This window comes from Burkholderia sp. AU4i, assembly GCF_000466765.1.
Taxonomy (GTDB): Bacteria; Pseudomonadota; Gammaproteobacteria; order Burkholderiales; family Burkholderiaceae; genus Burkholderia; species Burkholderia cepacia.
On the sequence record NZ_ASSI01000043.1, the window covers coordinates 26051 to 40444 of the forward strand.

Below are 14394 nucleotides of genomic sequence, written 5' to 3' on the forward strand. Positions count from 1 at the left end.
GTTCCATGAGGGATGAGCCGTCGCGCACCGACGGCGAATGACGTCGTCACGCATCCGGACGACGCCCCGCGGCCGCATCGATGAACGCGAGCACGCCCGACCGCTCGATCACGCGCCCCCATTCGAGCGATTGCATCGCCGCCGGGTCGGGACGGGTCGCGCGGATCCGCGACAGCGGAAACAGTTCGTCGAAGATCGTCGCACCGGTGACGTGGCACTGGATGCCGAGTTCGTGCGCGGTGCGCACGTTCGACGGCGCGTCGTTGCAGATGATCTTCTTGCCGAGCGACGCATACTCGAGCAGCTTCGTCGGCGTCTGGAAACAATGCGGCCGGTGATACGGAAAGAAGCACACCGCGTATTCGCTGTCGCGGACGATCCGCAGCGCGTCCGGCTGCGGCACGCGGCCGACGAAGCGGATGCCCGGCGTATCGACGAACTCGGCGTGGATTTCGGGCTCCGGCCGGCCGACCAGCACGAGCGTGTCCGACTCGTCGCGCTGCGCGTCGCGATAGGCGGCCAGCACCTTGTGAAAACCGCGCTCGCGGCTCATTTCGCCGATATAGCAGAACCTGCCGGACACGATCGGCGCGGCATCGGCGCCGCCGGGCGCGACACGGTCGCTGCCCGCATCGGCCCGATCGAAGATCCAGTCCGGCACGCCCATCGGCAACAGCAGCGCGCGCACGCCGTCGCGAAACGCCATCGCGTCGCGCATCTGCTCGTTCTGGAAGATCCGCAAGTCGGGCCGCACGTTCAGCATGCGCTTCACGCCGTCCTTGACGGCCGCGAGCCGGCCGACCGACAGCGACCGGTAGTCGTGAATCACGAACCGCGCGGGCGGCAGCGCGCGATAGAAACCCATGATGCACCACAGGATGCAGACGTCCCGAGCGGGAAAGCGCGCGTACGCATCGAGATCGCCGTCGAACACCTCGAACCCGTGCGTGCCCAGGCGGCTGCGGTAAGCGGCGATCTCGGGATAGTTCGCCTTGCCGGGATGCAGAATGAACACTTTCATGTGGGTTCCTGTTCGTTGTCGAGAATGCGCGCGGGAACGCCGACGGCCACGCAGCGGTCCGGCACGTCACGCAACACCACCGCGCCCGCGCCGATCCGCACGCCGTCGCCGACCCGCACCGCGCCGAGCACGACGCTGTGCACGCCGAACTCCACGTGGTCGCCGATCGTCGGCACGCCGCCGAGCGTGCCGTCCTTCCGGATCGTGTTGCCGATCGTCACGCCGTGCCGCAGCGTGCAGTAGTCGCCGATCACCGCGTAGCCGTTGATCACGAGGCCGGTGCCGTGATAGAGCGCGAGCCCCTTGCCGATCTTCGTCTTCACCGGAATCTCGATGCCCATCAGCCAGTCGCACAGCACGATGTAGAGCAGGATCAGCGGCGCGCCGGCCAGCAGCGTGAACCGGCTCCGGCACGCGAGGTAGTGCACGACGCGGTAGAAGACAACCACGCTGCGCGTCTTCACGAACGCATTGCGGCGGCAGTCTTCGGCGATCGCCTCGGCGGTTTGTCGCAACGTGACGCCCATGTCAGTGCCGCGTCGCGAACACGCGCCGGGCCGCATCGGCGGGAATGCGCGCGGCGCCGAAGTAGTCGATACCGTCGACCAGGAATGAATGGATGTACTTCAGCAGCCGCTCGCGATCGAACTCCTTGTAGAAGCAGCGGCCGAGCGACACCACGCGCTTGCCGTACAGCATCGCCTCGAGCCCGACCGTCGAATTGATCGTGACGACCGCATACGCGTGCCGCAGCAGGTCGGTGGTCGGCGACGTGACGATTTCGAAGTGATACGTCTCCTGCAGGCGCACGATCGCTTCGATCTCGGCCGCATCGGTCTCGGCGGGATGCAGCTTCACGAACAGGTCGGCGCTCTCGTTCGCCGCGAACTCGAACGCATGGCGGATCGCCTCGAGATTGTCGACGTCCGAGTGCAACTTGATCTGCGTGTCGCCGGACACCTGCAGCGGCAGGAACACATAGCGGTTCGCCGCCAGCGTGTCGGCCGGCATGTACGTGGCCTGGCGCGGCGCCGGCATCCCGTTGCGCGCCCGCACGCTCGCCAGGCGCCGGCGGCCGACTCCGCGGCTGAGCACCTTCAGCACGTAGTTGGCCGCCGACATGGCCTTGCGCGCGAACGACGTCCGCGCCTGCGGCAGCGGCATCTGCTTGTAGCGCTCGTAGGCCGACAGCCAGCGCGCATGCGTGTGCTCGTCGGGCAGCGGCAGCCGATCGATGGCCTCGGGGTTGCGGCTGATCGTCGACAGCGCATTGACACCCAGCGAATCGACGAACAGCTTGCCCGGCAGGTTCGAGATCTCGATGAAGCGGGTCGCGACGCCGTACACCGTGCATGCCTGCCGCACCGCGCGGCACACCAGTTGCTGCCCGTTCCACATCACGCACTGCTCGACCCGCAGGCCGCGCAGCACCTCCGATGCGATATGGAAGATCGCCGCCGACTCGCGCTTCGCGCGCGCCTCGGTCATCTGCCCGTTCAGCACCTCGATCGACAGCTGGTACGGCGTGCGGTCGGCCGCCTGCCCGTCGGGCACGTCGATCGGCATCAGCCGGTTCAGGTACACCGAGCGGTAGCCGCCCAGCAGCAGGCCGAGATGCGCGACCGGCTCGCTCGTCAGGAACGCGAACTCGTATTCGTGCCGCACCGCGTTCACGAGCCGGGTCGCGAAGGTGTAACGCTCGAGGGAATCGATGACGATCAGGATCATGGTGTACTCGTTCGTCGTTGCGGAAATTTCACGCCAGCGCGCGGGATCGGGACAGGTTCGTGTCGAGGACCCGGTACGTGAGCGCGATGCCGGCCGCCATCAGCGCCGCGCCGGTCAGCGAAAAAACCTGCACGCTCGCCGGGGCCGACAGGTTCATCAGCCTTGCGATGCCCAGCGCACCGGCCAGGCACACGCCGCAGGTCAGCTGAAACAGGAAATCGATGCGCTGCGCGCGCGTCGCGAGGAAGATCTGCGACAGCGGCACGTAGATCAGCTGCAGCGCGAACAACGGCATCAGGCTGTGATAGAACCCGACCGAGCCGCGCCAGCTTGCGCCGAAGAACTGGTTCACGAGCGGCGCGAACAGCAGCAGCCCGCCGGCCATGTACACGACCGCGAGTACAGCGAGCGCGCGGGCGTAAGTCCGGTACACGCGCGGCACCGTCGCGCCCGCATCCGGACGCGCCATCGCACCGATCGCGTCGCGACGGAATACGCCGCCGACGCTCTGTGCGATCAGCGACACCGGAAAGAAACCGAGCCGGTACGCGGCCGCGAAGTAACCGGCGCTCTGCGCATCGAACCAGTGCGGAATCGCGATCGACAGCGCGTAGGTCAGCACCGATGCGCACAGCGTCGACGGCAGGATATACAGCGCGAAACGGCGGTTCCTGACGAAGAAAGCGCGCGACAGCCTGAACGCGTACCCGGCGCGATAGCCTGAGTACAGGATCGCCGCGACCATCACGATCGACACCGCCGCGGTCACCCACGCATACAGCGCGAACACGTCGACGCGTCCGCACGCGGAACAGGCGAGCGACAGCACGAGGCCCGCGAGGAACAGGCCGTTGACCACCACGCGCGACAGCGCGATCCAGCCGTAGCGCCGGAGGCTGTTCAGGTAGGACCCGGCGGCCAGCTGCACGAACGTCGCCAGCGCATAGACGGCGACGAGACGGAGATCCCCGCGTCCGGCGACGGCGATCACGAAACCGAACACCGCGGTCACGACCAGGCTCAACGCCGTCACGTTGACGAACGCGTTGAACGACTCGCCCGGCGCGTCGTCGACGCAGGCGAGTTCGTAGCGGAACGCGAGCAGCGTGCCGACGAAGGTCGCGAGCGCGAGCAGATAGTTGAAATGGCCGAGCGACTCGGGCCCGAAGCGCCGTCCGATCACGAAGATGCACGCGAACAGCGCGATCTGGCCGACCACGACGCCGGCGAGCGACACGATCGAATCCCGTGGATTGATCATCTCGCCTCCGTGCGCGGTACGCGGCCGGATACGCGGGTCGGGCCGCCGCCAGCGAGGTGCGCGTCACGCATCCTGCGCCCCGTATTCGTACGCGACGTAGCGGTAACCGCCGTACTTCGACCCGTACCCGTACTGCCCGAGCCGCGGGTTGACGCCGTTGAAGATGACGCCGCTCAGGCGGACGCCGTTCTGCGCGAAGCGCTTCGCGGATTCGGCGATCTCGCCGAGCTTCGTCCTGCCCGCCATCGTGACGAGCAGCGCGGTGCCGGCGACCGCGCCGAGAATGCCGGTATCGGGCACGGCAAGCACCGGCGCCGAGTCGATCACGACGATGTCGTAGCGCGACGACAGATCGTCGACCAGCGCCGCGAGATTGCGGTTCAGCAGCAGCTCCGCGGGGTTCTTCGGCATCGTCCCGGTCGAGATGAAGTCGAGACCGTCGACCACCTCGCGATGAATCACGTCCTCCACGCGCGCGCTGCCGGCGATCAGCTCGGTGAAGCCGCGCCCGCGCGGAAAGCCGAGATAGTCGTGCAGCCGGCCCTTGCGGATGTCGCCGTCTATCAGCAGCACGCGCTTGCCGGCGCTCGCCATCACGACCGAGAGGTTCGACGACAGGAAGGTCTTGCCGACGCCCGGCGCGGGGCCGGCGATCAGCACGATGTTGTTCTTCGCCTCGAGCATCGCGAACTGCAGCGCGGTGCGCAGGCTGCGCAGGCACTCGACGGCCGGCTCGTTCGGGAAGTCGATCGACAGGATCGACTTGTGGCCGCTCTTGCGCGCGGCCTCCTCGGCCAGGTCGCGCTGATGGTCGCTGATCGGCACCGTCGCGTACACCGCGAGGCCGAGGCGGCGCTCGATCTCGTTGTGATCGGAGATGCCATGGAACAGCATCGAGCGAGCGATCGCGGTGCCGCAGCCGGCGAGCAGCCCGAGCAGCAGCGATGCCAGCGCGACGAGCGCCTTCTTCGGCCGCACCGCCACTTCCGGCACCGCCGCGGTGTCGACGAGGCGCACGTTGCCGGTCTTGCCGGCCTGCACGAGCTGCAATTGCTGCATGTTGTTCAGCAACGCGGTGTAAAGGTCGGTGTTGACCCTCACGTCGAGCATCAGCCGCACCGTATCCTGCTGCAGGTCCGGCAGGCGCCGGATCTGTTGTTCGGCCGTATTCCGGTAACCGTTCAGCGCGGCGATCTGCTCGTCGATCACCGCGACGCTCGGATGCCGCTCGGTGAAGCGCGACATCAGTTCCTGACGCTTCTGCTGCAACTCGAGCAGGCGCGTCTTCGCGTCGGCGGTCTGGGCCAGCGCGAGCTTCGCCTCCTCGGTAAGGTCGACCGTGCCGTGCTCGTTGCGCAGCTTCGTCAGGCGCGCTTCGGAATCGGTCAGCTGCTGCTTGAGCTGCGGCAATTGCCCGCTGAGAAACTCGAGCGACTGCGCGGCTTCCGCCGACTTCCGCTCGATGTTCTGCCGCACGTACTGGCGGCCGATCTCGTTCATCGTGTCGCTGACCCATTTCGGATCGGTGTCCTGCAGGCTGGCGACGACGACGTCCGATTGCTTCACGCGCTCCTGCACGTTGAGGCGGTCGCGGATGTCCTCGATCGTCTTCAGACGCGAGTTGCGCACCAGCACGAACGCGGCGCCGGGCTTCGCGGCGATCGACGCGACCAGCAGTGTGACCGGGCCGCGCGGCGAGCTGAAATGCTCGAGCGTACCGACCGTGCCCTCGACCGGCGCATTGAAATCGCCGCCGTCGAGCCGATAGCGCTTGCCGCCGAGGCTCGTCAGCGTGAACGCATCGCCTTCGTTCTTGCGCGGCACGTCGAAGCGCGCCACGTCGATCCGTTCGCGACCCCATGCGTAGCCGCCGAAGCCGGCCAGGCCGGGGTCGGACAGGCCGTCGGCATGGCGTGAGATCCAGTCGCCGATCAGCGGAAAACGCTTCGGCCCGGCATCGATGAAAAGGTTGAGCTTGTCGACCGCGCGTTCGACGACGAGGCGCGACGCGAGGATCTGCTGCTCGGCGGCGGCCGACGACTTCACGTCGAACAGCGCGGATACGTCGCCGAGCAACGACTTGGCGGCCGACGTGTCCGGGCTGTCCTCGACCTGGACCATGATGTTGGCTTCGAACACGGGCTTGCCGAGAATCGCGTAAGCGAGGCCGGCGGCCAGCAGCACGCACGTGATGATCGCGATCAGCCAGCGGCTTTCCAGCAGGATGTCGAGCACCGCGACGAAGTCGGTCTCGCTGCCGTCTTCGGCGGCGTGCTGCGGCGGGGCGGAGGGTTGGGTCATGGCAACGATGGGGAGGCGTATGGGGTTCCAGTGGGGCATCGACCTGTGGCCGCGTCAGACGATACGCAGGCGCTTCGACCACTCGGACACGCCGAGCTCGATCAGTCGCGCACAGCGTTCGAACACGAATCGGGGCTGGCGGTAAGGGTCGTGCACGTCGAAATCCGTGTACTCGCCGAGACGGAACACGCGCCCCCGCACGAACGGGAACTGGTTCTCGAGCGACGTGCGCTGGCGACGGTCCATCACGAGGATCAGGTCGGCATCGGTACACAGCGAGCGGCCGATCTGCTGCGCGCGATGCGTCGACACGTCGAAGCCGCGCATCCGCATGACGTCCTGCGCATACGGCGCGGCCGGCAGGCCGACCAGTGCATTCAGGCCGGCGGACGCGACGCGACGCCCGGGCATCGCGTGACGCAGCATCGCCTCGGCCATGGGGCTGCGGCAGATGTTGCCCTCGCAGACGATCAGGATCGATTCCATCATTTGGTCGCGATCGCCGCGGTCAGGCCGGCGTTGATGGCCGGCAGCAACAGGCTGAGCACGCGGCTGAAGCGGACGAGCCCGTTGCCGTCGACGTACACGACATCCTTCGGCTTCAGCTGGAACTGATTCGCCAGCACCATCGCGACCGGCGAGCGCGCATCGAGGTGATAGACCTGCGGCTGCTCGTCCTGCATCCCGCGCACCACGTAGAGCTGCGCCGCATCGGCCGTGTTCGCGTTCAGGCTGCCGGCCTGCGAGATCGCCTCGCTCAGCGTCAGCCGGCCATTGCGCATCGGCAACGCCGTCACGGGCTTGTTGACCTCGCCCATCACGAACACCCCGCTCTCGTCGCGCGGCAGCACACGCACGAGATCGCCGTTGCGCAGCACGATCTTCGACGGGTTGCGCCCCTGCTCGGCCATCTCCGTCAGGTCGATCCGGCGTTCGACGCCGTCGCGCACCAGCACGATGCGGCTCTGGTCGGCGGATGCCGCAAAGCCGCCGGCCCGCCCGATCGCGTCGTACAGCGTCATCGGGATATCGTTCACGGGCTGCGAGCCCGGCGTATGCACCTCGCCCTCGATATACACCTGCTTCGCGCGGAACGACGCGATGCGCACCGTGACCTGCGGATTCCTGAATGTCCTGTCGAGACGCCGCGTGAGCTGCGTCTGAACCTGCTCGGCCGTCAGCCCGGCCACCGGCAGGCGCCCCGCGAACGGAAACTGCAGCGTGCCGTCCTGGTCGACGACGAAACCCGGCGGCGCATCCGCCGCGCGCGGCGCGGCCTGCGCCGGCGCGCCGAGCGCCGCCGCGAGTTCGGGATGATCCCAGACGGTGATCTGCAGCACGTCGCCGCGCCCGATCGTGTACGCATCCGGCGCCGCGACGATATCGCGCGCTTCGCCGCGCGTACTGCGTTCGGTGTCGCGCATGCGCCGGATCAGCGACAGGTCGATGTTGGTGACCGGCACCGGCAGCGCGGCGCTCTCGGCCGGTGTCGCACCGCCTTGCAGCGGAATCGACGCCGGCTGCTGCATGCGCATGCCCGGCGCGATGCCGCACGCGCCCAGCAACGCACACAGCGGCAGGATCATCACGAGCGAACCGACGCGCATTGGTCGGTGCGGCGCGATCGCGCGCGCCGACTCCATTTGACGCAACCTCTGCATTACAACCTCGCACTCTTTTAATTTGAAATTGCACCGGTCGCCCCGCGTCGTGTCGCGCGCGAGTACAGCACCCCTGTCGAGACCGGACATGCTTGCCGCCACTGCTCACTGCCGAACCCCGCCGCGCCTGCCGCGCCCGCTGCCGTCACGCGCCGCCGCGTATCCTTCGCGACGTGCGCGCGGCAGCGGCTAATACGCACCCGAACCGCGCACCACCACGTTGATCGTCCGGAACAGGATTCCGATGTCGCGGCGCAGCGACCATTCGCGCACGTAGGACACGTCGAGCGATACGCGCGTCGAATAGTCGGTGTCGTTGCGGCCGCTGACCTGCCAGAGTCCGGTCATGCCCGGTTTCGCCATCAGGTAGTAGCGCACGTCGGTGCCGTAGCGTTCGAGTTCGGCCTCGACGATCGGGCGCGGCCCGACCAGGCTCATGTCGCCCTTCAGCACGTTCAGCAGCTGCGGCAGTTCGTCGAGGCTCGTCTTGCGGAGCAGGCGGCCGATCGGCGTGATGCGGACATCGTTCTTCAGCTTGAATTCGCGATCCCATTCCGCACGGGCGTCGGCATCCCGATCGAGCAGCGCCTTGAGCACCGCATCGGCGTTCGTCACCATCGAGCGGAATTTCAGGCACTTGAACCGCCGGCCGTTGCGGCCGACGCGCTCGTGCCCGAAGATCGCCGGGCCGCCGTCGCGCCGCACGGTCCACGCGATACCCAGCAATACCGGCGCCAGCAGGAGGAGCAGCAACGACGCGCCGACCAGGTCGAAGCCGCGCTTGACCATGCGCTTCACGCGCCCGGCCGCCCGGTGGCCGATCTCGCGCTGGCCGCGCAGGTCGGCGTGCGCGATGGCCGCCGCACGCACCTGATCGCCGGCACGCTCGATCATTCCGAAGATCGCGAGCGTCAGCGCGCGGAACACGATCAAACCGATCCCGCTGGCAAGCGTCCAGCACACGAACCACTCGCTCGACAGCACGTGCGCACGGTGCAGCATGTACAGGAGCGCCGTGCTCATGCCTTGCACGACGATCCACGCGAGCACGGTACGGCCGAGCACGTGGAGCGCCGAACGCGTGCGCGCCGTCTCGTAAATGCCGCAGGCGGGAAATACCGACAAGGCCAGCGCGGCGGCAAACGCGACGAGTGCACCGTCGAACAGCGTCCCGCGCGCGCCGCCGGTGGCGCCGATCAATGCGGGAATGAACGCGCCCAGCACGATCAGCCCGATATCGGTCGCTCGATTGATCAACGAATTCATCGGTATGAACTCCTAATTTGTCATTCAGCACCCGTCCGCGTTGCGCACCGGCACTGCACGCCTGTCATTCAATGTCGCCCGAGGCGGTCATTCGGCCATGCCGCGGCACGCTGCAGTGCGCGTGCCGGTCAGCGTGCCCATCCGTTTGCCCGTCGGCATGCCGTCACTTCCGTGTTGCCGCAGTGCATCATATTCACCGCGACTCGCGCTTTTATCGCCAGCGTCCGAATTCGCCTTGTTGATGGCGGATGGAATCAAGGGTGATTCCGTGCCGGATTTATTCGATCGATTTCACGATTTGACGGATAACGTTCCATGCGGAATGACGTGCGTTTTTTATGGATTCTCGAATCCGGATCGCGATGGCGACACGCCGTTTCAAGCCAATGCATTGATTCATCTTGCCGGTGTCATCCGGCACGGCAGGTCGCGATTTCATCGCCGAATACCGCACGGAACGTGCGAGCGAGCATCGGCGGATATCGACCGCGCGAATACTGGCTCGAGGAATAAAAAGGCCTGCACAGTGCGCTCACGAAGACACGGCAGGCAAAATTCCGAGGAGTACCGGGGTGCCGCCTCCTCGAAAGTCCAGTCGATAACTTAATCGAGCGGGTACGCATTTCGGGCGGCTGCTGTCGGACGGCGCCACGATTGTGGCCGAATCCACCTTTGTTGCACTGCGATCGATCGATATCCGATTTTTTCGATTCGAATCGAGCGCCCCGTCATTCGATCGAAATCCCGTTTATCCGGATATTCATGACGCTCGACACGATGAATTCACGTATCGCCTTCGAGTAACGAACGACGCGCGCGTGACTACGATGCGGTGTTGTTCATCCAGCTGCTCAGGTCCGACGCATACAGCATTTCCGCCGAAGCGTCGCCGCCTTTTCGAGCGGCGGCCCGGTATTCGGTCGGTGAAGTCTGCAAATGCTGGCGAAACAGCTTGGCCATCCGGTCGCCACTGCCAAGGCCGGTTCGTCTCGCGACCTTGTCGGCCGGAAGATCCGTCTCGATCAGCATGCGGCAGGCCTTTTCGAGGCGGATTCTCAGCACGAACTCGGTTGGCGTCACACCGATCTCGTTCTTGAAGCGCCGCAGGAAATTGCGCTCGCTCATCGCGGCGGCCTGCGCCTCGTCCGCGATGGAGATCCGGTTCTCGCTGTTGACGCGCAGGTGATGTGCCGCGCGCCGGATCAAGGTGCTGGCGCGCGCGACGCGTGCGCCGAACAGCACGTCGGTCAGCTTGCGATTCGCACCGGACACCATGCACGCCACGATTTCCTGCGCGATTTCGTAGCCCATGTCGACGCGCACGATCGACAACGCATCCGAGAACGGCCCGTCGTCTTCGTCATCGGAACATTCGACGTCGTCGCGTCCGGCGTGCGAAGCGACGCCGTCGTCCGCCGCCGGCAACACCTTTTCGACCTCCTTTTGCGCCAGGTGAATCTGCGTCAACAGCTTCCGGCCGCCACCGCTGCCCCTGACGACGCGCGCACGCTGATGCGCGTGCCTGAGCCACGCGATCAATTGCTCGTCGAGGGCGTCGATCCCGCCCTCTCCGCTCAGGACGAACATCGCGTGAACCGTGCTTGCCTCGAGCATGCGGGTGGCATCCGTCCAGATCCCCACACCCGACGACGAACGAACCGGGCCGCCATGGATCGAATAAAGCCGCAATTCGTAGTGGTCGGCGAATACGCCGTCGGCTCGACCGAGCTGATTGGCGAGTTCGAAAACCGCCGCCAGCTTGCCCATCTGCATAATCGAAAAACCCTCGAGCAACAGTACGATTACGCTTGCCCGTTGATGCCCGGTTCCAGGGCCTCTACCACGATTCACGCTTAACCCCGCCGACGAATGATTCGATACTGTTTGCATCTTGCGGCCCTTTAACAATTGCTTACATTTCTTGATTTCTGCGCCGCATCATATGCGGCTGTGATTGTTAGCCGATTTATCAATGTCCGTTTCCGCCGTGTTGTTGTCGGAATCAATCAAGCCCGTGATGCGCCCCTATTTATTGACAACGGTCGAATCGGATGTGAATTCATTCGCAAAAATCGATAAAAAATTGACGCAAGTCATCGACAGCGGATATCGATCTGGATATCGGGATACCTCGGCAGTTCTGGCTAATTGCGACGGAATTCGGGCCGCCCGGCGCATTACACATGCCGCCGGCAGATCAGGATGAGGGGAGATGTTTTGGCGCCAGCGCGTGGACGGCGTGGCCTCCGCTTCGACCACGAGCCGTCCAGTACGGCCCGCATTCGGATCCAGCCATCGTCAACTGACAGAGTCGCAATACACGTCGGCGACACGTTCAAATCGATGTCGCGCGCACTGGCTCGGGGTGTAATGCAGACGGCAATCGATGTAATTGCGTGAGCGCTGATCGGCAATTGCTGAGCGCGCATTGGCGGCTCGGCATGCGATTCGAATTCGCTTCGGTGTCACGCAAACGTTCGCCGCAGAATTATGCATTCGATTTCATTGGAAATTCGTGCAGTATCCCGCGCTTATTCGGCAATCGAATATCGGTGCAGTTACCGAATATTTCGATATGGCTCCATGCAAACGTTTCCTTTCAATCAGCGTCTATCCACTGACGAATGCACGACATTGGTGCGGCAATGTCGCGCCGACGCGATATTCGACATATCGATGTCGCAGGAGAAAGGTAAAGGACGCGGCGTTGCGTCCGGATGGGTTTCGACGGTAACGGTAGCGCACGCGGCGCAATCCAGTACGCATTCGACTGTATCGGCCCGCGGATCGGCATCGGCACGGTCGATGCCCGACTCACGGAAATCGGTCATGCGGCGAACGACCCCGCCGCCATGTCGCTCGATGCTCGTCGGCAAGCGCGACTCAGGTCATGGCCCCGGTTGACAACCGGGGCCGAATCCGCAAGCGGCGACATGCGCGAGGCCGCGATGGTTCGAGGCCGAGTGCGGGAAAGCGCGTGCCGAACGCCTCAAGGTGCGGCTCGATCAGGGTCCTGGCCGTGACGCGGGCGGCCAGGACCAGACGCGCCGGCCCTGGGCCGGCGGCTACGACTACCTACGTGGACGGAGCGCGAACACCGCGCCGCCGGCACGCGCCCGACCGCGCCCGTGCCGATCGCCCGGCCCTTCCCCGTCCCGGCCTACTCGACGTTGTCCGACACGTCCGTCATCCGGATCATGTGCGGTTTCACACCGTCGTCGTCATCGGCAGGCACGGCCTCCTTCGGATGAATCAGCGCTTCGAGCCGCGCCTTCGTCGCGACGAACGCCGGCGAATTGACCTGCGAATAATCGCGCGGCCGCGGCACCGGCACCTCGATCAGTTCCTGCACCGCCCCCGGATTCGCCTTGAGGACGAGAATGCGATCCGCCAGGAAAATCGCCTCGTCGAGATCGTGCGTGATGAACAGGATCGTCACGTCGATATTGCGCCAGATGTCGAGCAGATGCGTCTGCATCCGCGCACGCGTCTGCGCGTCGAGCGCACCGAACGGCTCGTCCATCAGCAGGATGCGCGGGCGATTCGCCAGCGCACGGGCGATCGCCACGCGCTGCTTCATCCCGCCGGACAACTGGTGCGGATACACGTCGGCGAAACGCGTCAGCCCGACGAGATCGAGCCACTGCAGCGCTTCGCGTTCGGCCTCGCCGCTGCTGCTCCCGTTCATCCGGAGACCGAACATCACGTTCTTCTTCACGGTGAGCCACGGAAACAGCGTATAGCCCTGGAACACCATCCCGCGATCGGCGCCCGGCCCCTGCACGGGCTTGCCGTCCAGCAGCACTTCGCCGCTGGTCTGCGCTTCGAGTCCCGCCAGGATGCGGATCAGTGTCGACTTGCCGCAACCGGACGGGCCGATCACGCACACGAATTCGCGGCGGTGTGTACGGAAGCTGATGTCGTCGAGCGCGACGCACTCGCCCTGCGGCGTCGCGAAGCGCTTGCCGACGTGGCGCACGTCGAGTATCACGTCGCGGGTTTTCAGCCGTGCGAAGCGCTCGCGCACCGCGTCGGACTGCATCAGGTACTCGGGAACGGCTTGCGGATTCTGCATGATGCCCTCTGCGGAAATCGGTTGACGGTTGCGAATCGAAGGGCATCACGCTTTCAGCGTGCGGTCCCACGGAAACAGCTTGCGGCCGAGCACTCCGAGCACGATGTCGGTCCCGAGGCCGATGACCCCGATCATCAGGATCGCCGCATACACGTTGTCGAAATGCTGGTAGCGCGCCTGCTGGCTGATGTACCACGTGATGCCCGAACTGGTGCCGACGAGTTCGGCAACGATCAGGTAAGTCCACGCCCAGCCGAGCAGGATCCGCTGGTCGCGATACAGGTCCGGCAGCACACCGGGAATCACGACGTGGGTGAGCAGCTTGAGCTTCTTCGTGCCGAGCGTCATCGCGGCCTCGAACAGCCCGTATTCGAGCTTGCGTGTCGTGTTCGCGATGATCAGCACCTGCTGGAACAGCGTCCCGATCACGATGATCGCAATCTTCGGTGCGTCGTAGATGCCCAGAATCGCGACCATCAGCGCGCCGAACGCCGGCGCGGGCAGGTAGCGGAAGAACTCCAGGAACGGCTCCTGCAGCCGCGCGAGTGCGCTGAAGGTGCCGCAGACGATGCCGAGCGGCACACCGATCGCGGACGAGATCACGAAGCCCCAGAAAATGATCCGGATGCTGTGCCACAGGCTCTCGTGCAGCCATACGCCGTCGCGGGATGCGGGCGGTGTCGTGAACGCGGTGTAGAACGCGCGCAACACCTGGTGCGGCGCGGGCAGGTAGACCGGATTCGCGCGCACGCCCTCCGGCACGGCCGTATGCATCTCCCGTGCATGCGCGAGCTCGTCGTCGAAGACTTCGCGGTCGATCTGCATGCCGGTCTGGAAATAGTCGACGCTTCCCGGATTCGTGATGCGCATCTGCGGATGCCAGACGAACGGCACATAGCTGATCAGGCACCAGACGGCGAACGGCAGCAGGAAGGACGCCAGGCCGAGCGTCCATTTGCCGCGCGTCGTCAGTTCGCGGCGCACGGCCAGCCATCCGGTCGTGTTGCGGGTCATTGACATGGAAATCTCCGTATCGTTTCGGGTGCCGGTCGCGCAGCGCCCGTGGCATCGCGCGACCGGA

The 14394-nt window shown here is 65.4% G+C and carries 14 protein-coding genes; 1 reads left to right on the top strand and 13 read right to left on the bottom strand.

From position 1 onward, the window contains the following. Positions 1-46 precede the first annotated feature (46 nt). The 10 genes from L810_RS09190 to L810_RS09230 all read right to left on the bottom strand — a co-directional run bounded on the left by L810_RS09190 (position 47) and on the right by L810_RS09230 (position 11128). Entirely contained in the window at positions 47-1021 is a 975-nt protein-coding gene (locus L810_RS09190; RefSeq protein ID WP_021158101.1) for a glycosyltransferase, read from the bottom strand. Continuing rightward, positions 1018-1548: a serine O-acetyltransferase gene (locus L810_RS09195; protein ID WP_021158102.1), complete on the bottom strand. Its 531-nt coding sequence runs from the start codon at positions 1546-1548 to the stop codon at positions 1018-1020. The genes L810_RS09190 and L810_RS09195 overlap by 4 nt, the downstream gene beginning before the upstream one ends. 1 nt (position 1549) lies before the next feature. After that, a complete protein-coding gene (locus L810_RS09200; protein ID WP_021158103.1) occupies positions 1550-2749 on the bottom strand; it encodes a capsular polysaccharide export protein, LipB/KpsS family in 1200 nt (399 codons plus the stop codon). 28 nt (positions 2750-2777) lie between these two features. Continuing rightward, on the bottom strand, positions 2778-4010 hold the full coding sequence (locus L810_RS09205) for a lipopolysaccharide biosynthesis protein (RefSeq protein WP_021158104.1): 1233 nt from the start codon (positions 4008-4010) through the stop codon (positions 2778-2780). A 63-nt stretch (positions 4011-4073) separates the two neighbouring features. Next, the gene (locus L810_RS09210; RefSeq protein WP_042973860.1) at positions 4074-6311 is read right to left on the bottom strand and encodes a polysaccharide biosynthesis tyrosine autokinase; all 2238 of its coding nucleotides are present in this window, start codon (positions 6309-6311) and stop codon (positions 4074-4076) included. Between the two features lie 54 nt (positions 6312-6365). Next, positions 6366-6800, bottom strand: coding sequence for a low molecular weight protein-tyrosine-phosphatase (locus L810_RS09215; RefSeq protein WP_042973863.1), 435 nt, complete (start codon positions 6798-6800; stop codon positions 6366-6368). After that, on the bottom strand, positions 6797-7972 hold the full coding sequence (locus tag L810_RS09220; protein ID WP_051392199.1) for a polysaccharide biosynthesis/export family protein: 1176 nt from the start codon (positions 7970-7972) through the stop codon (positions 6797-6799). The genes L810_RS09215 and L810_RS09220 overlap by 4 nt, the downstream gene beginning before the upstream one ends. A 189-nt stretch (positions 7973-8161) precedes the next feature. Then, complete coding sequence (locus L810_RS09225; RefSeq protein WP_021158106.1) at positions 8162-9238, bottom strand: sugar transferase; 1077 nt, start codon at positions 9236-9238, stop codon at positions 8162-8164. Positions 9239-9325: 87 nt separating this feature from the next. Further along, positions 9326-9496 (bottom strand): hypothetical protein, encoded by a 171-nt coding sequence (locus L810_RS46975; RefSeq protein WP_021158107.1) that lies wholly within the window; start codon positions 9494-9496, stop codon positions 9326-9328. Between the two features lie 564 nt (positions 9497-10060). Further along, positions 10061-11128, bottom strand: coding sequence for a GlxA family transcriptional regulator (locus tag L810_RS09230; protein ID WP_174414838.1), 1068 nt, complete (start codon positions 11126-11128; stop codon positions 10061-10063). 82 nt (positions 11129-11210) lie between these two features. On the opposite strand from L810_RS09230, the gene L810_RS46980 reads away from it, so the two are divergent. Continuing rightward, a complete protein-coding gene (locus tag L810_RS46980; protein ID WP_155836148.1) occupies positions 11211-11444 on the top strand; it encodes a hypothetical protein in 234 nt (77 codons plus the stop codon). A 397-nt stretch (positions 11445-11841) separates the two neighbouring features. On the opposite strand, the gene L810_RS46985 is transcribed toward L810_RS46980, so the two are convergent. From L810_RS46985 to L810_RS09240, 3 genes are all read right to left on the bottom strand, one after another. Continuing rightward, positions 11842-12114 (bottom strand): hypothetical protein, encoded by a 273-nt coding sequence (locus tag L810_RS46985; RefSeq protein ID WP_021158110.1) that lies wholly within the window; start codon positions 12112-12114, stop codon positions 11842-11844. Between the two features lie 284 nt (positions 12115-12398). Further along, a complete protein-coding gene (locus L810_RS09235) occupies positions 12399-13313 on the bottom strand; it encodes an ABC transporter ATP-binding protein (protein WP_021158111.1) in 915 nt (304 codons plus the stop codon). 45 nt (positions 13314-13358) lie between these two features. After that, positions 13359-14333, bottom strand: a complete 975-nt coding sequence (locus tag L810_RS09240) for an ABC transporter permease (RefSeq protein WP_021158112.1) — start codon at positions 14331-14333, stop codon at positions 13359-13361. Between the last annotated feature and the right edge of the window lie 61 nt (positions 14334-14394).